The following is a 20,658-nucleotide window of genomic DNA, read 5'->3' on the forward strand; positions in this document are numbered from 1 at the left end:
CTCCGGCGCGGCATCAGAATCTCGCCGTGGCGGTGACTTGAGCGGTGCGCCCGACCATGATCGGGTCGGCCCCGGTTGCGCCGCCCTGCGCGAACTCGCGGTGATTCGCATGCAGGAGATTGCGCGCCGAGACGGCGAACGCCAGCCTGTCGGAGTACCGCCAGCCGACACGCGCATCGGCCTCGTTGTAGCTTGGCACGGTGGTGAAGCGCAGCTTGGCGACCCGGCGCAGCGTGACATCGATGTCCACACCGTTGGCGAGTGACCATGAGGACAGCAGCCGCACCTGGTAGCGGGGATCGTTTCCGGGCGCGATCGCGGCCACGTTGGCGCCGCTGAAGCGCTCGTGCATCGAGGTCAGCCCCGCATGGATAGCCCAGCTTCTGCTGGCCTGGTAGCGGCCCCAGGCCTCAACGCCGTAGACCTCGGCCTTGGATGCATTGATCAGCACGAAAGTACGGTCACTCAGGCGCCGGTAGTTGCGCAGGCTCGAGTAGCGGCTGCCGAATACCGTGACCGAGTAGGACAGGTTCTCGCTGGGTTGGGCGCGCGCGCCGACCTCCAATGTGTTGGCGATCTCCGAGCGGAAATTGGGGCCGCCCGCCAACTGGTAAGGCGGCTGCGCCGGCACGAAAAACTCGACGTCGATGCGAGAAGGCGTGCGCACCGCACGGGATGCTGCGCTCCACAGCAGCAGTTGGGGCGACAGCTTCCAGCCCAGCCGGGCGCTGGGCATCCATTCCGCGCCCGTGTAGCTGTTGTGCTCGACCTTGGTGCCCAAGGTCAGCGTCGCGGTCGGCGAAAGCTGGCGCTCATGCTGGGCGAAAGCATTCGTCCAATGCAGGCGCCGCGACGCCGGCAGAAAGGCCAGGCTGCCGTAGTTGCCAACTTCGTCTTCGGCCATGCGGTGGCCGCCGCCGAAGATCCATTGGCTGCCTTCCCTGGCGGCCAACTGGTACTGCAGGTCGACATCGACGACCTGCAGGTTCTCGTTGTACGAGCCTGGGACATCGCGCCAGGAACGGTCGACGTAGGTCTGTAGATTCAGCGTCGCGCCGTCGTCCATCGGTCGCACCCAACGTGCCAGCAGATTGCCACCATGGTGGCGCTGGTCGGCGGCATTGGGCTGGCTGATCGATTCCTTGTAGGCATCGCCCTGCAGCGTCAACGCCCCGCCGCCAGCGTCCATGCCCGCCCGAAAACCCAGCTGGAGCTTCTCGAAGCCGTCGTCGGCATCAATACCGCTGGCTCGTTCGCTGTCCTGGCGGCGGTTGTACTTGGCGTAGGCGCGCATGGCGCCGCCGCCATCGAAGCGCCAGCCCTGGCGCAGCGACAGGCCCTGGCTGAGATTGCCAGCCGCCGCTGAGGCGAGCATCCCGAGGCTGGCCTCGGCGGGCGCGGTGATGACATTGATGACGCCGTTGACGGCATTGGCGCCCCACAGCGTGCCGCCCGGGCCGCTGATGACCTCGATGCGCTCCACGTCGCCCAGGGGCACGTCCTGTGATTCCCAGAACACCCCGGAATACAGCGGCGTGTAGACGCTGCGGCCATCGATCAGTACCAGCAGCTTGTTCGCCGTGGCCGAGTTGAAGCCGCGCGCGCCGATCGCATATTGGCTGGCGTTGATGCGCGCAACCTGCAGGTTGGGCGCCAGGCGCAGGGCTTCGGCCAGCGTATTGACGCCGGCGCGCTGGATCGCCTCCTTGGTGATGACGTAGATCGAGGCCGGCGCATCGGCCAGGCGCTGCTCCCGCTTCGACACCGAAGTGATCTCGATGTCGCCCAGCTGCTCCAGCGACAGGTCTGCCAGGTTCGTGGCGCTGGCCATTCCGGCTGCGCCCTGCGCCATCACCAGAAGCGAAAAGAGCAGGCCCAGGCCATGAACGCGGCGCGGCGCGCGTGCCCGCCGTTCAGCTCTCCCACCTGTCTCCTGTCTCGGCCGGCTGCGCAGCGTCTCAGACATGGCCGCCTCGCTCGTTTGATTTGTAGGTCAGCTCATTCTGTGAGTCATGTGCCACAGAGGCAACGCCAACACAATGGCCGTGCCGTCGTTATGGTTTTTCGGACGTTCTCGGGGAGCCTGAGGTTCTGTCCCGGTGTCAGGCGCGCCGCAAAGTTGTCAGTTGTCTTGATAAGTTAGCTGAAGATTGGGCGAACGCCCTCAGGCTGCGCTGTGACGGATGGCGTCGTCGATCGCAGACAGCAGATCACCCTGGTCAAAAGGTTTGGCCACGCGGCGGAACCAGAGGATCGGCTCGCCGTCACCGTCGGGCATGGTGTCGGCCTCCGCGCTGATGGCGATCACCGGAATCCTGGCCGTGCGCGGATCCTGCGACAGCAGTTGAAAGGCCTGACGCCCGGTGAGTTCCGGCATCCGGTTGTCCATCAAGATGACGGCGGGCGCATGGGCAAGGGCCAGCGCCACACCCTCGCGGCCGTTGCTTGCGGTGATGAGGCGCAGGTCCGGCCGGTGCAACAACTGTGCGCGCACGAGGTCGTGGCTGGGCAGGTCGTCTTCAACCAGTAGCACGGTGAGCTGCGGCTGAATGTCGGTCACGCGGACAGGGCGCTCTTGCGCGCTGGCGCCGATCTCCGGCTTTCGCGACACGGTTTCGCCGCCAGCCAGTTCAAACCAGAAGCAGCTGCCCGTACCGGGCGTGCTGTCCACGCCGATTCGGCCACCCATCAGTTCGACCAGGTGCCGGGTCACGACCAAGCCCAGGCCCGTGCCTTCCATGGCGCCCGGGCCGTCACCGGAACGCCCCAGCCGATTGAAGGCCTCGAAAAGCTGGGCCATTTCTTGCGGGCGCAGTCCGGCGCCGCCGTCCTGGACTTCGATGCGCACGCGCTCGGCGCCCGAGGGCCGCACCCGCAGTGCAAGCGCACCGCCCGGCCGGTTGTACTTGATGGCGTTGGACAGCAGGTTCAGCAGCACCTGCTTGAGTCGCGTCCGGTCCGCCACGACGGCCAGCGTGTCCGGCGGCACCTGGAAATTCGATTGCAGGCCGCGGGCCTGGGCTTGCGGCATGACCATGGCTTCGCACTCGGCCAGCAACTGGCGAAGCGGCAACACCTGCATGTCGAGCTTCAGCTTGCCGGCTTCGATCTGCGACAAGTTGAGCAGTTCACCGATCAGCGTCAGCAGGTGCTCGCCGGCCTTCTGGATATGGGCGTTGAAGGCCATTTGCCTTTCCGCGGGCAAGCCGTGGCCCGGGGAGGCAAGCATCTGCGAGAAGCCGATGATGGCGTTCAGCGGCGTCCGCAGCTCGTGGCTCATGCGGCCCAGGAACTCGCTCTTGGCCTGGTTGGCTTGCTCTGCGGCACGGGTGGCAGCGACGAGCTCGCGGTTGGAGGCTTCCAGCTGTTCGGTCCGCAGGGCCACCCGGTGCTCGAGCTGCTCGTTGAGGTCGCGCATGGTGGCTTCCACCGCCTTCTGGACCGTCACATCCTGCAGGGTGCTGAACCATCGCAGGCCGCCGGCCTCGGTCACCTCCTCGAGCGGCTCGATCACCTGGGCCACCTGCACGACTTCGCCATCGGTGCGTACCAGGCGGTATTCGACCTCGACCTTGGCCCGCGTGCGCGCCGCTTCCAGGCTCGCACCGCGGTAGCTGGCCCGATCGTCGGCATGCACGAGTTGGTTCATCCAGTCGCGTGTCGTGCGCGGCATGTCCTGCGGCGCGCAGCCGACGAGTTGGGGCAGGGTGTCGGACCAGCGCTCGAAGGAGCCGTCCGGACGGGTCACCACATGGCTGAGTTTGGCCACCCCTTGGGCGCGCCGAAGGCCCGCCTCACGCTCGCGCAGTGCTGTCTCGGCCTGCATGCGCAACGTCACGTCCAGCGGTGCGACGAAGCGGGCAGGCCGACCTTCATAGAGCAACTCATGCGAGGTGATCTCGACGTAGATCAGCCGCCCGTCCTTGAGCCGATGACGCCAGATGCCGCTGTTGAACACCTCGGCCGGCGTGAGTCGCACCGACGACTCCACCGCACCCACGTCCTCCGGTGGCCGGATGTCGCGGATGGACATCGAAAGGAATTCCTCCCGCGTGTAGCCGTATTTCTGGCAGGCCACCTCGTTGACATCCAGAAAGCGCAACGTCTGCAGGTCATAGACCCACATGGGCAAGGGGTTGGCCTCGAAAAGCTGTTGATACCGGTGTGCGTCCGAACCGCTCATTTGCATCAACTCACGCGCTGGCCGGCGCTTGCTGCGCAAAACCTTCCTGCCTCGGTGAGCTGATTTTCCGGATCTGGTGACCATTCGTCCGCTCCTGCAAGCGTGGCCATGGTTCCGCAGCGCAACGGCGCGCTGTTCTGACTCTAATTCCAATCTGCCATGGCGCGCCGTAAGTAACACTTTGCTGTTCTGCAACGGCGGCTAGCCGCAAGCACAGGCAGTTGTCCGACACGCGATGTCCAGCACGGCGATGTCAGCGTTTGCCCAGAATGGGACGTCGTCGCAACGTGCCCGCCGAGGCCATCCCCACCCGCTCGGTCAGTCAGCGTCTGTGGTTGGCGGCCATTGCAGGCCGAGCTGCTCTCCGATATGGGCCCGCAGCGCTTCCAGGGACACAGGCTTGGTCAGGAACACGTTGACGCCTGCCTGCAGGCAGGCGGCACGGTGCTCGGCGGTGGCCGAGGCCGAGACCGCGATCACGGGCACGGTGGCCAGATCGGCCTCCCGCCGCAGTCGGCGCGTGGCTTCCACGCCGCCGACAGACGGCATCACGCTGTCCATCAAGATCAGGTCCGGCCGGAAATTCCTCGCCGCTGCCAGCAGTTCGCTGCCATCGCTGGCCTGCGCCACTTCGAATCCGGCGTTGCTGAGGAAATCGCACATCAGCGTGCGGTTCGCCGCCACGTCGTCGACCACCAGCACGCGTCGCGGCGGCCCCGCGTAGCGCGCCACGCCGGGCATCCTGCGAGGCGCGGCCTCCGCCCGCTGCGCTATTGGCAACGGCAGCTCCACGCGGAATCGGGAGCCGCGCCCGAACTCACTGCTCACCTGCACTTGTCCGCCCATGTCGTTCACCAATGCGCGGGTGATCGCGAGCCCCAGCCCCGTGCCACCGCTGCGGTGTTGCGCGTCGCCCACCTGCTCGAAGGGCTTGAAGATGCGTTCCATGTCGTCGGGGCGCATGCCGACACCGGTGTCCTCGATATCCAGCCGCAGCAACACCTGCCCGGGGCCAGTCGGCTCGGCACGGGCGCGCAGCGCGACCGTGCCGCGGTCGGTGAACTTGATGGCATTGCCCAGCAGGTTCAGCAGCACCTGGCGCAAGCGGCGCTCGTCGGCCAGCACGGCCTCGGGCAAGCCTTCAGCGGCCTCGAACACGAAGGCCAGACGCTTCTCGTCTGCCTTCACCCGCATGAGGTTCACGACCGTCTGCAGCAGGCCGGTCAGGTGCACCGGCTCCGGGTTCAGGTCCGTGCGGCCTGCCTCGATGCGCGCCAGGTCGAGGATGTCGTTGATCAGCGCCAGCAGGTGCTGCCCACTCTGGTGGATGGTGTCCAGGCCGCGCGCCTGGCGCGCGCTCAGGCCGCCCTCCATGGTCAGCAGTTGCGCGTAGCCGAGGACGGCATTCAGCGGTGTGCGCAGCTCGTGGCTCATGCCGGCGAGGAACTCGCTCTTCGCGCGGTTGGCCGCCTCGGCGGCGTGCCGGGCGGCGCGCTCGGTCTGGAGCATGCCGCGCTCGAGTTCGAGCGTCGCGGCATGCGCGCGATCCCGGGCATCCAGCTTCGACAGGGTGCTTCGCACCTGGCTTTCGACCGCCTCCTCGCTGAGCGCGAGCACCCTGGCGATATCGGTGTAGGCGTTGCCCTGCGCGATGAATCGCAGGACGCTGATCTCCGCCGGCGTGAGGTTGTCGTCGATGATCTGCTCGGCCAGTTCAAATGACCCTTCCGACGGAAGCGCGTGGCGGCCGGCGTGCACGGCGCGGATGGCGTCCAGCAGCTCCTTGTGCAAGGCGTTCTTCAGAAGGTAGCCGCGCGCGCCGGCGTGCAAGGCGCGCTGCGCCTGAGCGTCGCCGGCATAGGTGGTGAGCACGATGATCCGGGCTTCGGGAAACTCGGCGCGGATCGCGCCGATCGCGTCGAGCCCGCTCATGCCGGGCATCTGCAGATCCATCAGCGTGACGTCGGGGCGGTGCACGCGGAATTGCTGGATCGCTTCGCGTCCGTTCGCCGCTTCCGCCACGAGGGTCATGTCCGGCTCGACGGAAAGCAGCATCGCGATGCCCTGCCGCACGATCGGGTGATCGTCGACGCAGAGAACCTGGATGCGGGTCAGATCTTCGGTCATTCGCCGACCTCGCTGGGTGCGAACTTCTTGTGGAGGAACCATGATCGAGCCGGTACCGGCCGACTGTACGCCTGCGACGCCGGTGCGCTGAATGCCACTTCCGTTCCCGTCTCCAGGCCGCTGCGAACGGCCAGCTTGCCGCCGACGAGCTCGGCACGCTCCCGCATGCCGCTCAAACCGAAGTGCCCTTGTTTTTCGCCCGCGCGCAGCACTTCCGGGTCGATCCCCCTGCCGTCGTCGCGAACCCGCACGCACAGCTGCCGCTCGTCGTAGCCGATCTCGACCCGGATCTGCTTTGCATCGGCGTGGTGGAAGGCGTTGCGCAGTGCCTCGCCAGCGATGCGGAAGGTCTCGTCGCGCACCAGCGGATGCAGAGCCTGAGGCGTTCCCTGAACTTCGACATGCGCCGATGCCGCGTGACCGCTCTCGTTCGCCAACTCCTCGGCGAGCGCCCTCAGGGCGTCCGCCAGGTTGTCGGTGTCCAGGGCCGAGGTCCGCAAACCCTGTACGGTATCGCGGCCCTCCGTGATCGCTTCGGCCGCATGGTCGATCGCGCCCGCGAGGATCTGCCTCGATTCGCGCGGGCGATCAGGCAGCAGGTTGAGTGCGGCCTGGAACTGCAGCAGCAGCCCGTGAAAACGCTGCAACAGCGTGTCGTGCAGGTCGCGAGCGATGCGCGTGCGTTCGGCAATACGCGCCTCCAGCGTCGCCTCCAACTGCCGATGCAGCCGCCGGATGCGCATGTGCAGCCGGAGTTGGAAAGCGCTCCATGCCAGGCCAATGAGCAGGATGGCGCCCGCCAGGCGGAACCAGGTGGTTTGGTAAAAGGCCGGCGGAATCGCGAATTCGAGCTGCGCGCCTTCCTCATTCCACACGCCGCTGTTGTTGGAAGCCTTCACGCGGAAGCGATAGTTGCCGGGCGGCAGATTCGTGTAGGTGGCCTGACGCCTGTCGATGGCCTCCTGCCAATCGTTGTCGTGCCCCTCCAGCCTGTAGCGAAAGCGCGTGCTCTTCGGGTCGACCAAGCTCAGCGCGGTGAACTCGATCGTCATGTCGCGGACCAGCGGGGGCAGACGAAGTCCGTTCTCGACCGCATAGGGCTTGTGGTCGGCGTGCAGGGCCTCGATATGAACCGGCGGAGGCAGCGGGTTGAATGGCAGGTGGTCGGGGGCGATCACCTGGACGTCTGCGCCCGACACGAACCAGAGCTTGCCGTCCGGCCCTTTCGCCACGGGAGGGTTGAAGTAGGCCGGCGTGAGCGCCAGCAGCGGCACGCCATCCGCGGCCCCCCAGACCTTCGTGGCGACCCGGCGGCTCGGGTCGGCGATCCAGGCGGCCAGGTCGTCACGCAAAACCCTCACGAGCCCGCAGGATGCATACATCCACAGTGACCCGTCGTCGTCCAGCGTCGACCAGTGCACCGTGTTGCAGGGCAGGCCGTTGCCGACTGCGAGCGTGGTGACACGGCCATCCTTGATACGGCTGAGGCCCCCCTCTTCGGTGGCGGCCCAGACTGCCCCGTCGGCATCGAGCCGGAGACCGGCGACATGGCCCGCGCCCAGCCCTTCGGCGGGTGTGTAGGTGGCCTGGACCTTCCCGTCCTTGAAATACAACACCCCACCGTCCTGCCAGAAGGACAGCCACAAGCCACCTCGGTCGGCGACAACGACTTTGGCTTGTTGCCGGCGGCCGAGCGCGGCCCATGGAATGTTCTCGGCGAATCGACCCTTGTGCAGCCGTGAAAGGCCTTCATTGCCAGACAGCCAGAGGTCGCCCGTCCCATCGCCCGTGATGGAATAGACCTCCTTGCTGGGCACGCCGCTGACGGCGACGAAGCGGCCGTTCGCAAAGTAGGCGAGGCCACGGCCCGTGCTCACCCAGAGTCGCCCGTCGGCGTCCTGATGCAGGGATTGCACTCTGGCATCTGGCAGCCCGTCGCGTTCCCTGTAGACGGTCGGTCTCGCGCCCTTCCACCGGGCCAGTCCTTCGCCGGTTGCCACCCAGACGCTGCCGTCCTTTGTCGCCAGTACCGACTTCGTGCCGTCATTGGGCAGGCCCTGCTGCATGGAGAGGGTGGTGACAGGCAGCTTTCGGAAGCGGTCTATGCCCTTCTCGCTGCCGAACCAGATGTTGCCTTCGCGGTCTTCGAAAAGACTGCAGGCGATGTTCCCGGAGAGACCGTCTGCCCGCGTGAACGCGTCGGCCTGGCCCTCTTGCAAATGGAGGATGCCGTGGCCTTCGGTTCCGATCCAGAGCCCGCCATCGCGGTCCCGCAACAACTTGTTGGCCTTGATGTCGCGGTCAGGGAGCCATTCATCGGGCTTGGCAGCGCTTCGCATTGGCGACGGCACCAATCTGTCGCCGTCCACGCGCAGGATCCCGGCGCCGCGGATGCCGATCAGGATTTGTCCATCGGCGGTCGTGCTCAGGTCGCCCACTCGCACGCCTGGCGTCTCGAATCGTTGCGGCGTCCCGGGCTTCCAGCGCCAGAGGCCCGAGTCCGCACCCACCCACAGCGCCCCGGATTTGTCTTCGGCCAGGCTCCAGACGAACTGGCCAAACCCGCCTTCAGGCATGGAACATTGGGCCTGACCTGCGCGGATGGCGCACAGCCGTCCTCGTTCGCCCAGCAGCCCGGCCCAGACCGTTCCGTCGCGGTCCTCGAACAACGACGTCACGAACCCGTTGGGGATTTGCGGATAGCGGGTCAGCTCGATGCCATTCCAGCTGACCAGGCCATTGAAGGTGCCAATCCAGAGCGTGCCGTCGCGGGACACCAGCAGGGCGTAGGGATTGCTTGGCAGCGACTGGCCTGTCGGTGGTTGCCAGGGAACGAACCGAAGGCCGTCGAAGCGAAACATGCCAAATGACCCGCCGACCCAGAGATAGCCGTCGGGCGTCTGTGCCATCGCGAAGACGAGACCCAGCAAGGCGCCGTCCCGGGCTGTCCACGAGGTGTGCGCGTACTGGGATACCTGCAGGGGAGGATCGAGCGCGAGGGCAGGGGATGGCGAGATGAGCAGAGCCGGCGCCAGGAGCAGACCCGGCAGGAGGTGTCTCTGACTCTGGCCCACCCGTTGACGCACTGAATTCCTTTGCCTTCCTTTGCCGCTGGCAGCAAGTGAGCAGCGTATCGCGAAAGGCCCTCTGCCGGGAGGTTCAGAACGTCATCGCCGATTGGAAAGCACCGAAGACGGCCGCAGGCGCAACAGGCACACAACGCACAGCAGAGAGAAAACCGTTCCTGCAAGCAAGGTGTAGCGATAGTCATGTTCGGACAGATCGAGCATCGGCCCCTGGACACTGCTGACAAGGATCGTGCCGAAGATCACCATCAGATCTTTGGTCGAGTTGAACTGCACGAATCTGGCGCGCGGGAAAAGCGCCATCGGCATGGACGCGGCTGCCGTGAACCAGGCGCCGGAAATCACCACGTGGGCGAAGTAGAAGACGCGGAAGCTCGCGGCGTCCGACACCAGGGCGAAGCCGGCCGCGGAAATGGCGCAATACACCGTCATGATGCCCATCGAGACTCGCACCGCGCCAAAGCGATCAGCCATGGACCCAATGGCAAAGGCCGACACGATGGACACCGCATAGCCTGCTGCCGTCAGCGCGCCCAGCGTGGCCTTCTGGATGCCAGCCGCGTGCGCATAGTGCAAATAAAAGGTGTTGAAGGGGCTGAAGGTGACGCTCGCCAGCACGAAGGCGGCGACGGCCCACCCATAGGAGCGATGGCGAAAGCAGGCCAGCACGTGGTCGAGGGGAAATCTCAGCCGGCGCTCCGTCTTGTCAGCGGGCGCGGCGTCGGGCGGCAAGGGTGTCTCTTTCAGCATCAACGCCATCGCGAGGATAGGCAGGCAGAAGAAGAGGCCGACGCCCATCAGGACCTCGCGCAGATGGTGGTCCGTGAGCGCGAAGATCCAGTTGTGATACGCGATGCCGATCGTCAGGCTGACGATTCTGAACACTGCAAAGAAGCGACCGAGCAGGCCCGCAGGCACAAGGTCGTTGACGAGGCCGTTGAACAGCGAGAAAGCGCTGATGGCGGCGCAGTCGAATGTGGCCCAGAACAGGCTGAACAGCGCGAGTCGGCAGTTGTGCAGGCCAGGTGACCAGCTGCCCAGTGCCGCATCGAGCGAGCCCGCCAGCGTGGGTGAAGCGGCCAGGCCCACCATGGCCAGAAGGCCGGCGGGCGCCGCAATCATCAAAAAGGGCTTGCGCCTGCCAAGGCGGCTGCGGCAGCGGTCCGAGTGATAACCGGCCAGCGGTACCAGCAGCAAGCTCAAGGCGGCGGGCACCGTGGACAACAGCAGTGAGATCGTCGTATCAGACGCCGCGTGCCGGCGCAGCAGCTCCAGCGCGCTGGGCACGGCAGCGCGCTCGCGCATCGAGACGCCGAAGTCACCGCACAGCAGCCAGAGCAGCAGGGCGCCCAGCCCGACAAGGCTGAGCGGCATGGCTGCCGCAGCTCTCGCAGCCAGTGCACGATTCATGTCAGCCGCGCAGAGCCACGGGGCCGGTCGACTTGCGGACGACGAGTTCAAGCGGGAGGGCGATCTTCCTCGCCGCGACGCCCTGGCCCTCGATCAGCGCCACGAGTTCTCGTACCGCGCAGGCGCTGAGTTCGACCAGCGGTTGGCGCATCGTCGTCAGAGGCGGGTGGATGTGGCTGGAGATGGCGATGTCGTCGAAACCCACGACCGAGATGTCTTCGGGGACGCGCAGGCCTTTGCTGTGGATGGCATCGATGGCGCCGAACGCCATTTCGTCGTTGGCCGCGAAGATGGCGGTGGGCGGCTCCGGCAAGGTCAGCAGCTGCAGCGTGGCCGCGTAGCCGCCGGTCTGGACGAAACGACCCGGGACGATGAGCGCCGGGTCGGCGGCGATGCCGGCCGCGTTCAGGGCTTCGACATAGGCTGCCTGTCGCTCGGTGCTCTGGCCCGTGTAGTGGGAGCCGGCAATGAAGGCGATGCGACGGTGCCCCAGCGACAGCAGGTGCTCGACCGCCGTGCGGGCGCCCTTGCGGTTCTCGACGACGACGACGGGCAGCTCCATGGCGCGCGCATCGAAGTTGACGAAAACGCAGGGCAACTGGCGGTGTTCAAGGTCGCCGAGGTAGGCATCCTCGACATTCGGCATGGGCAGGATGAGGCCGGCGCACAGGTTGGCGAGCATGTCTCGAGTGTCTGCCCGGCCCGGGGCGTCGAAACGGTCGGCGTTGAACAGCAGGATGTCGTAGCCGCGGGCACGCGCTTCGTTGCTGATCTCCTTCGTGATCTCGTGCAGCACCAGTGAGCCGAAGTTGTTCACGAAGATGCCGATGAGCCGGCTTTTCTCGCCGCGCATGCGCCGCGCCACCATGTCGGGCGAGTAGTTCAGCTTGGCCGCAGCCTCCATGACGCGTGCACGTGCATCTTCCGAGACGTAGCCAGTGCCGCGGATGGCACGCGATGCGGTGATGGGCGCGACCCCGGCCAACTTCGCTACTTCACTGAGCCTGCTGGGTTTTGGCATAGGTCAACGCTGAGATGGAATATCGCAATGTGGTGACGATACCACATTCATTGCCGCGACCGGCAAAGCGTGCCTGCTACGCAAATTCCTTTGTGGTTTTGACTGGATATGCTAACGTAACCATACTCAATGGGCGCAGCAGTCAACCGGCGGGCTGCGCCGACCCAGCCGGCGCATCGGAACTGCTCCGCTGCGCTCAACGGATCCATGCTGATGAAACTGAAGAATTGCGTGAGCGGCTTGTTATTGACGCTGGGCATTGCTCTGGGCGGGTGTGCGGGCGCGCCCACCCAAAACGGCGGCAACCGCACCGAAGTGCTTGCGGCGATCGACAAGGTCAATTCCTACTGGCAGGCGCACGCACCCGCTCAGGACAGCCCGTTCTGGAATGTGGCTGCCTATCACACCGGCAATATGGAAGCCTACCGGGTGACCGGCAATGAAAGTTATCGGCGTTATACCGAAACCTGGGCCGAGTACAACCAATGGACGGGCGCGCGGTCCAAGGATAAATCGACCTGGAAATACAACTACGGCGAAACTCCGGATCACGTGCTATTCGGTGATTGGCAGATCTGCTTTCAGGTTTATGCGGACCTTTATCAGCTTGACAAGGACCCGCGCAAGATCGCACGCGCCCGCGAGGTGATGGAATATCAGATGAGCACTCCCAACAAGGATTATTGGTGGTGGGTGGACGGCTTGTATATGGCCATGCCGGTCATGACCAAGATGTACCGGGCCACCGGCAACCGGCAGTATCTCGACAAGATGTACGAGTACTACAGTCATGCCAACAGCATCATGTACGACCCGCTGGAGAAGCTCTATTACCGGGACGCGAGATACGTCTTCCCGCAGCACAAGAGCGTCAACGGCAAGAAGGACTTCTGGTCGCGCGGGGACGGCTGGGCGTTTGCCGCTCTGGCCCGGGTCCTGTCGGAATTGCCGCAGGACGACCCGCACCGCGGTGAGTACGTGCAGCGCCTGCAGGACATGGCCGGGGCGCTGCTGCCGCTGCAGCAGCCGGAGGGCTACTGGACGCGCAGCCTCATCGACCCGGCCCATGCGCCTGGCCCCGAGACCAGTGGCACTGCCTTCTTCACTTACGGCCTGCTATGGGGCATCAACAATGGCCTGCTGCCGCGTGACCGCTATCTGCCCGCGGCGCAGCGCGGTTGGCAGTACCTGACGACCGTGGCCCTGCAGCCCGACGGCAAGCTGGGGTATGTGCAGCCCATCGGCGACCGCGCGATTCCAGGGCAGGTGGTGGACCAGAATTCCACCTCGCACTTCGGCGTCGGCGCCTTCCTGTTGGCGGGGGCCGAAATGGTCCGTCTGCTCGACAAATAACGGCGCAGCCAGGAGATAACGTGCAACGTCGCAACTTCATGCGTGCAGCGGCTCTGGGGCCTTCCGTGCCCGCCTTGTTGGCCGCCAGCGAGGCGGCAGGCGCTGCGGGCGCTGCGGGTGCTGCGGGTGCTGCGACTGCCGCTGCGCCTGGGCAGGAGCGTGCCTACATGCTCAACCTGCTGCGCCAGATGGCCGAGCCGGTGCTGGGCCTGATGTCCAAGGGCGAGCTGAAGAAGAAGTTCTCGCTTGAGCTGAGCCCCACCTGGGATGGACGCGACCCGTCCGTCGCCTACCTGGAATGCTTCGGCCGCCTGATTTCAGGCATCTCGCCCTGGCTGGCGCTGCCCGCGGATGACACCGCTGAAGGCCAGTTGCGCAGGCGCCTGCAGCAACAGGCGCTGCAGAGCTACGCCAACGCCGTCGATCCGAAGAGCCCCGACTACCTGACCTGGAAGGGGCATGGCCAGGCGCTGGTGGATTCGGCCTATTTCACCAACGCGCTGATGCGCGCACCCAAGGTGTTGTGGGAGCCGCTGGACGCGGCCACGAAAGGCCGCATCGTGGCTGAGATCAAGGGCCTGCGCCGCATCGAGGTGCCCTACATCAACTGGCTGCTGTTCGCGGCGATGAACGAGGCCTGGCTGCTGTCCATCGGTGAGGAATCCGACCCGATGCGTATGAATGGCGCGATCCGCAAGATCAACGAGTGGTATGTCGGCGACGGCTGGATCAAGGACGGCCAGGACTTCCATTTCGACTACTACTGCTCCTACGTCATGTACCCCATGCTGCTGGAGATCCTCGAAGTGCTGGTGGCCAGGAAGGGGCCGTTCTGGAACGCCAAGCCCGAGGACCTGCTCGCGCAGGCCACGAAGCGTGCGCAGCGCTATTGCGAACACCTGGAGCGTTTCGTCGGCCCGCAAGGCAGCTACCCGCCGATCGGCCGCTCGCTGACCTACCGGACCGCGGTGTTCCAGCCACTGGCCTTGCTGGCCTGGCGCAAGCAGCTGCCGGCATCGCTGCCCGAGGGGCAGGTGCGCTCGGCCTTGCATGCCGCGCACGTAGCGATCTGGGACGGCCCCGGCAACTTCACGAAGGACGGTTTCCTGACCATCGGCTTTCGTGGCCATCAGCCTGAGCTTGGGGACTGGTACTCCAACAACGGCAGCATGTACATCGCCGCGGCGGGCTTGCTCGCGCTGGGACTGCCCGCGACCGATTCCTACTGGACGGCACCGGCGCAGGACTGGACGCAGAAGAAGGCGTTCAGCAGCAACCGCTTCCCCAAAGACTACGCCGTGGGCTACTGATGAAGCGCGCGATCCTCGCCGTTTGGCTCGCCTTGGCCGCGCTCGGCGCGAGCGCGGCGGAGCGCCTGGTCGTTACCGTCCGGCACGAGTTGAAGGCCGCGCGGCCGGCCGAGACGATCACGGTTCCCTGGTCCGAAGTGGCCCGGCGCCTGCCCGGGGCGCTGCTGCATCAGCTCGCCGTGCGCGACGCCGGCGGCAACTTGCTGCCCTACCAGATCACCAACGTGGCGCCGTTGGCGAGAGACCCGAAGAACGAAGGCATCGCCTACGGGGAGCTGATCTTCCAGCATGACTTCGCCGCGGACGAGCAGAGCGCGCGCTTCACCGTCGAGAAGACGACGACGGTCGCGCCGCCGTTTCCCGTCAAGGCCTTCGCCCGCTATGTCCCGGAGCGTCTCGACGATTTCGCCTGGGAAAACGACAGGATCGGCCACCGCACCTATGGCCAGGCGCTGGCCGCGCCAGCGCCGCCCGGGAGTGACAAGGAAGTCCTCGTCGCGAGCGGTGTCGACATCTGGTTCAAGCGGCCCTCCTACCTCATCGTCGACCGTTGGTACAACAAGGGCCACGACCACTATCACAAGGACGAGGGCGAGGGGCTCGACATGTACGCCGTCGGCCGCACCCGCGGTGCAGGCGGCACGGGCATCTGGAATGGCAGCCGCCTGTTCGTCAGCCGCAACTATGCGGCGTGGCGCGTCATCACGAACGGGCCCGTTCGTGCCGTTTTTGAGTTGACCTACGACAAGTGGGACGCGGGCGGCGTGGCGGTCAGCGAAGTCAAGCGGTTCACCGTCGACGCGGGCCACCTTTTTGACACGGTCGAAAGCACTTTCAGCACTGCCACGCCGCAGACGCTCACCGTCGCGCTGGGCCTCAACAAGAAGCCGGCCTATCCCGAGCAGGCGCCGACGGTCGCTGCTTACCGTGCCCCCGACACGCTGATGCAATGGGTGCGTCAGCGCAGTGCGGGTGACTTTGGTGTCGCCATCCTGCTGCCGGGTGCAGACGGCTACGCGGCCGATCCCGACAACGAACTGATCCTCGTCAAGGCCAAGACCGGCCAGCCGCTGCGCTACTACCTCGGTGCGGCCGTCGACTGGTCAAGTGAGATTCCCACGGCGCAAGCCTGGCAGGGCTATGTGGAGGCTTACCGCAAGCGCGTTGCGTCGCCGATCCGGGTCGAAATCGGCGCGGAGTAGCCATGCTTTCCCGGTGGCGGCCCGTAATGCGCTTTGACTCTGAAATTTTGTATATCTCGCGGCGCCTTATTCATAGCTCCTTTCACGCCATGGAGACTAAGCTGAACGGCGCGAGGCCGTGACACCCCTAGTTTGATAGTCACCAAGATTGCCAGGCATCCCTGACTGTCTTCGAGAACATCGGTGATGATCCTGCAATGTCGCACCAAAGCAACTTTCAAGATCGATAAGGCAACGTTACCATACCGTAACCAAGGGTCGAGGAAGCGTGATCACATGCTGCGCTGTAAGCGCTTTGGAGGGTTTCATGAGCCCATTTTTTGGGGCTCGCATGGTAACGTTGTCACATATTGCTATTATCGAAATGAATCTGCGATGAGCAAGCTGATCCAGCCATCGCCGATATAAAAACAACTTGTAGTCACATTGATGACAAAAGCCCTTGAGGCATGGAGAGAGACATGAAACAAACCCTGATTTGCTCGGCCGTGTCGATGGCGCTTGCCGCCGCATACGGCCACGCCGCGGCTCAGGCTGCGGCGCCCGCCCAGGCTGCTGAAAAAGCGCCTGACGCCGCAGACGCCGCCGCCAAACCCGACGGCCAGAAACTCGAGACCGTGGTCGTGACCGGTTTTCGCGCCAGTCTCGAGAAGTCGATGGCGTTGAAGCAGCAGGCCATCGGCGTGCGCGACTCCATCGTCGCCGAGGACATCGGCAAGTTCCCCGAGGCCAACGTGGCCGAGTCGCTGCAGCGCGTGCCGGGCATCATCCTGAACCGTGACGAGAGTTCGGGTGAGGGTCAGCGCATCTCCATCCGTGGTCTGCCGACCGAGTACACCGTCACCACGCTGAATGGCGCACTCGTCAATACCGTGTCGACTTCCACCATCGGCTCGGCGGTGCGCGGCTTCAACTACGACGTGTTCGCGTCCGAACTGTTCGGCCGCGTGGACTTCTACAAGTCGCCGCTGGCGGAGTTGAACGAAGGCGGCATGGGCGGCGTGGTGGACCTGCAGACGCCACGCCCCTTCGACAACCCCAAGCGCACCATCCGCTATGGCGTGACGGCGTCGTACAACACCACGTCCGGCAAGACCGACCCTATGGGCTTCGCGCTGTACTCCAACACCTGGGGCGACTGGGGCGCGCTGATTGGCGTGTCGCACGCGGCCGCGGTGAACGATCGCTCCGGCTTCGAGGCGACCGGTGGCTACAACAGCTCGGCACGCGCCAGCCAGAGTCCCGTGAAGGGCAACTTCGCCTTCGCGCTGGACTACGACAGCCCGCGTGCCAACCTCGGCAGCTACACCCGCGCCCAAGTCGACAACGCACTGCTGCCCCGCATCTACCGCTTCTACGGTTCGGCCAATGACCGGACCCGCGACGGCCTGGTGGGCTCGCTGCAGTTCAAGACCCCGACGCTGAACTTCAGCCTGGACACGCTCTATTCCAAGCTGAAGAACACCCGCGACGAGATCTACTTCGGCCTGCTGATCCGCAACAGCCGTACCACCGACCGCACCAAGCCGGCGGGCCAGAGCGGCAACAACGGCTTCATTCCGCTGAACGTCAAGATCGACCCGGCGTCCAACCTGCTGACCGGCACCTTCGGCAACACGTCATACAGCAGCGGCGTGACCTACAGCGAAGACGAAACCAAGTTCGGCTACGTGGCCGCCAATGCCCGCTGGAGCGTCAGCGACAAGCTCGTGCTGAGCGGCCAGCTGAGCACCAACAACAGCAAGGCGCTGAGCTACCAGGACACCCTGTCCGGCCAGATCTTCGGTGTCGACTCCACCATCGACTACGGCAGCGATCACGTCTACCCGTCGCTGTCCTCGCCGACCAGCTACACCGACCCCGCCAACTTTCAGGGCTTTGGCATCGGCACCGGCTGGACCCGTGAGACAGACAAGAGCAACCAGGGCCGCGTCGTCGCCGACTGGGACTACGCCCTTGCTGGCGACTGGACCGGCCATCTGAAGGCCGGCCTGGCCTATTCAGAGACCTCCAAGGAGATCAACAAGCGCAACGGCACATCCGCCGCGACCGCCAAGCTCAACACGCTGGGCACGGCAGGCCTGCGTTCGGGCATGACCTCCGTGCTGCCGATCGGCAACCTCGACATGGGTGCCGGCTGGCCGCACGCCTGGGGCACTTTCACCCGTGGCTACACCTACTCGACCTTCGACCCGCTGGCCCTCAACTCGGAGGCGACCTTCACGCCGGCGCAGAGCTTCAAGGCGCAGGAGAACGTGTCCACGGCCTTCGTGCAGTCCGACTTCAGGGGCCAGGTGTTCGACCGGGAGCTGCGCCTGAATGCCGGCGTGCGCTTCGCGCGCACCGAGACGCTGATCGACAACTTCAAGCAGCAGGGCGCCAGCCTCACCTATGCGCCGAACCAGGAGAAGGGCTCCTACACCAGCGTGCTGCCGGCCTTCAGCTCGGCCTTTGACCTGACCGACAACCTCACCTGGCGTGCCTCCTGGGGCAAGACGCTGAGCCGGCAGGCGCTGTCCATCATCGCGGCGCAGACGGTCATCCCCAACCCGTTCGACAACACCGCCACGGCCGGCAATCCGAGCCTGCGTCCGCAGAAGTCCAAGAACCTGGACACCAGCCTGGAGTGGTACTTCCAGAAGGGCAGCATGCTGTCGGCGGCGTTGTTCAGAAAGGAACTGACAGATGCCACCTTCGGCAGCAGCGTGCAAACCACCTTCGGCGCGCTGGGCCTGCCCGACACGGCGCTGGGTGGCATCTTCCAGGACGCCAACGGCAAGGTGGACCCCAACCTGCCGATGACGCTGAAGACCTACAGCAACGCCGGCAAGCAGACGCTCAAGGGCTTCGAGCTGGCCTACCAGCAGGCTTTCACCTTCCTGCCCGACCCCTTCAAGGGGCTGGGTGCACTGGCCAGCTACACGCACATCAACCCGTTCAACAGCGCCGTGTGGACGACCAACTCGGGCAGCGTCATCGACGTGAACTCGGTGCCTAAGTACGCATACAGCACCACGCTGTACTACGAGAGCGGCCCGTTCGCTTTCCGCACGTCCTACAACTACAAGGGCCGCTCGCTGCATCGGGACACCCCGAAGAACAACGGCGACGACCTGATCCGCTGGAATGCCGGCCGCGGTTACCTTGACGCCAATGTCAGCTACAAGATCAACGACTCGCTGGAGATCCGCCTGGAAGGGCTGAACCTGTCCAACACGCTGGCTTACGACTACTTCGAGGACGCCACCGGTCAGTACGGCCTGGGCAACAAGACCCGCATGGACTATGCGAAGTACGACGGTCGCACCTTCAAGATCGGCTTGCGCGGCAGGTTCTGATGCCCCTCGTCCGGTCTCGCGCCGCTGAACGCGGGCGTGCCCAACCGGTCCCCCGTGGGGACGGCGATGCTTGCGGCGTTGAGCCGCAAGCACATCGCCCCAGGCGGGCCGGCTTGGGAGCGGCCCGGCGCTCGGCCCGCAAGTTCGACGCGCTGTCCGTTCTCATGGCCGCGGCGTGTGCCGTAAGCTGCGCCGCGCCACCACCGCGCGCCGCTGATATCCACGCCGGCGATGTGCGTGTGGTCGACGTCGGTGAGGGTTGGGCGCGCAACTCCGTCAACACCGTGGTGTTCCGCAAGAACTCCCTCGTCACCCACGGCGACATGCAGTACATCGCCTTCTACGACCCGCAGGCCCGGGTGGTGCTGGGCAAGCGCCGGCTCGGCAGCGGCGCCTGGGAGCTGAAGGCCACGCCCTACCAGGGCAACGCGCTGGATGCCCACAACAGCATCAGCATCATGGTCGATGGCGCGGGCTATCTGCACCTGGCCTGGGACCACCACAACAGTGCACTGCGCTACGCGCGCAGCCTGCGGCCCGGTGCGCTGGAAATGACGGCCGAAATGCCGATGACGGGGCAGGACGAGGCCTCGGTGTCCTATCCCGAGTTCCATCGCCAGCCGGACGGCAATCTGCTGTTCTTCTACCGGGACGGCGGTTCGGGCCGGGGCAACCTGGTGCTCAACCGCTACGACGTCGCCACGCAAAAGTGGACGCGGCTGCACGCCAACCTGATCAGCGGGGAAGGCCAGCGCAACGCCTACTGGCAAGCCTTCCTCGACCACCGCGGCACCTTGCATCTGTCCTGGGTCTGGCGCGAATCGCCCGACGTCGCCAGCAACCACGACTTGGCCTACGCCCGCTCGCGCGACGGCGGCCGCAGCTGGGAGACCTCCGATGGCCGGCCCTGCGTGCTGCCGATCACCGCGGCTAGCGCCGAGGTCGCCGCTCACATCCCGCAGGGCAGCGAGCTGATCAACCAGACGTCGATGTCGGCCGACCGGGACGGCAACCCCTACATCACCAGCTACTGGCGGCGCGCCGGCAGCACGGTACCGCAATACCAGGTGGTCTACCGCCGCGGCGGCGCCTGGCGGGAACTGGAGCTGGGCTTTCGGCGCACGCCGTTCTTGCTCAGCGGCGTGGGGACCAAGGCGATTCCCATATCACGCCCGCAAATCATGGTGGGCCTGGGAGCCGGTGAGCCGGCGGCGCTGCTCGTGTTCCGTGACGAAGAACGGGGCAGCAAGGTGTCGGTCGCCCGTATTGAGCACTTCAGCAGCGGGCGCTGGACCGTGCACGACCTGACGGCGGATTCCGCCGGCGCGTGGGAACCCAGCTTCGACACGGAGTTGTGGCGCGAGCGAGGCGAATTGAACCTGTTCCTGCAGACCGTGCAGCAGGTGGACGGGGAGGGCGCCGCCAACGTCTCGACCAGCAAGGTGCGAGTGCTGCAGTGGCGCCCGAAACCCTGAGCGACGGGAAATCCCATGCCCTAAAAAGCGCCGCTCGGTAACTATATGTTTATTGCTAGCTATACGAACTTTTGATGGGGTAAAGGCAAAACAGCATACGAATTGAATATTCAACGGTGCTAGCCTTTAGACATTACCTGCTCAGGTGTAATT

11 protein-coding genes are annotated in these 20,658 nt (G+C 65.3%); 5 read left to right on the plus strand and 6 right to left on the minus strand.

The features are described 5' to 3' along the window. Positions 1-13 precede the first annotated feature (13 nt). From ASC95_RS17930 to ASC95_RS17955, 6 genes are all read right to left on the minus strand, one after another. Positions 14-1,831: a TonB-dependent siderophore receptor gene (locus ASC95_RS17930; RefSeq protein WP_162250799.1), complete on the minus strand. Its 1,818-nt coding sequence runs from the start codon at positions 1,829-1,831 to the stop codon at positions 14-16. A 333-nt stretch (positions 1,832-2,164) separates the two neighbouring features. Then, complete coding sequence (locus ASC95_RS17935) at positions 2,165-4,183, minus strand: ATP-binding protein (protein WP_057299097.1); 2,019 nt, start codon at positions 4,181-4,183, stop codon at positions 2,165-2,167. A 318-nt stretch (positions 4,184-4,501) separates the two neighbouring features. Further along, complete coding sequence (locus tag ASC95_RS17940; protein WP_057299098.1) at positions 4,502-6,310, minus strand: response regulator; 1,809 nt, start codon at positions 6,308-6,310, stop codon at positions 4,502-4,504. Continuing rightward, on the minus strand, positions 6,307-9,240 hold the full coding sequence (locus ASC95_RS17945; RefSeq protein WP_057299099.1) for a sensor histidine kinase: 2,934 nt from the start codon (positions 9,238-9,240) through the stop codon (positions 6,307-6,309). The genes ASC95_RS17940 and ASC95_RS17945 overlap by 4 nt, the downstream gene beginning before the upstream one ends. A gap of 237 nt (positions 9,241-9,477) precedes the next feature. After that, the gene (locus ASC95_RS17950; protein WP_162250800.1) at positions 9,478-10,701 is read right to left on the minus strand and encodes an MFS transporter; all 1,224 of its coding nucleotides are present in this window, start codon (positions 10,699-10,701) and stop codon (positions 9,478-9,480) included. A gap of 106 nt (positions 10,702-10,807) precedes the next feature. Then, a complete protein-coding gene (locus ASC95_RS17955; RefSeq protein ID WP_082567901.1) occupies positions 10,808-11,827 on the minus strand; it encodes a LacI family DNA-binding transcriptional regulator in 1,020 nt (339 codons plus the stop codon). A 207-nt stretch (positions 11,828-12,034) separates the two neighbouring features. Between ASC95_RS17955 and ASC95_RS17960 the strand changes: the two genes are divergently transcribed. The 5 genes from ASC95_RS17960 to ASC95_RS17980 all read left to right on the plus strand — a co-directional run bounded on the left by ASC95_RS17960 (position 12,035) and on the right by ASC95_RS17980 (position 20,505). Next, positions 12,035-13,180, plus strand: a complete 1,146-nt coding sequence (locus ASC95_RS17960) for a glycoside hydrolase family 88 protein (protein ID WP_235537961.1) — start codon at positions 12,035-12,037, stop codon at positions 13,178-13,180. Between the two features lie 20 nt (positions 13,181-13,200). Beyond that, the gene (locus ASC95_RS17965) at positions 13,201-14,490 is read left to right on the plus strand and encodes a DUF2264 domain-containing protein (protein WP_057299103.1); all 1,290 of its coding nucleotides are present in this window, start codon (positions 13,201-13,203) and stop codon (positions 14,488-14,490) included. After that, complete coding sequence (locus tag ASC95_RS17970; protein ID WP_057299104.1) at positions 14,490-15,692, plus strand: DUF4861 family protein; 1,203 nt, start codon at positions 14,490-14,492, stop codon at positions 15,690-15,692. The genes ASC95_RS17965 and ASC95_RS17970 overlap by 1 nt, the downstream gene beginning before the upstream one ends. A 461-nt stretch (positions 15,693-16,153) precedes the next feature. After that, positions 16,154-19,030 carry a TonB-dependent receptor gene (locus ASC95_RS17975; RefSeq protein ID WP_057299105.1) on the plus strand — a complete coding sequence of 959 codons (2,877 nt, stop codon included), beginning with the start codon at positions 16,154-16,156 and terminating at the stop codon, positions 19,028-19,030. A 113-nt stretch (positions 19,031-19,143) separates the two neighbouring features. Next, positions 19,144-20,505: a BNR repeat-containing protein gene (locus tag ASC95_RS17980; protein ID WP_235537962.1), complete on the plus strand. Its 1,362-nt coding sequence runs from the start codon at positions 19,144-19,146 to the stop codon at positions 20,503-20,505. The last annotated feature ends 153 nt before the right edge of the window (positions 20,506-20,658 follow it).

The sequence above is a fragment of the Pelomonas sp. Root1217 genome, assembly GCF_001425705.1.
GTDB lineage: Bacteria > Pseudomonadota > Gammaproteobacteria > Burkholderiales > Burkholderiaceae_C > Pelomonas.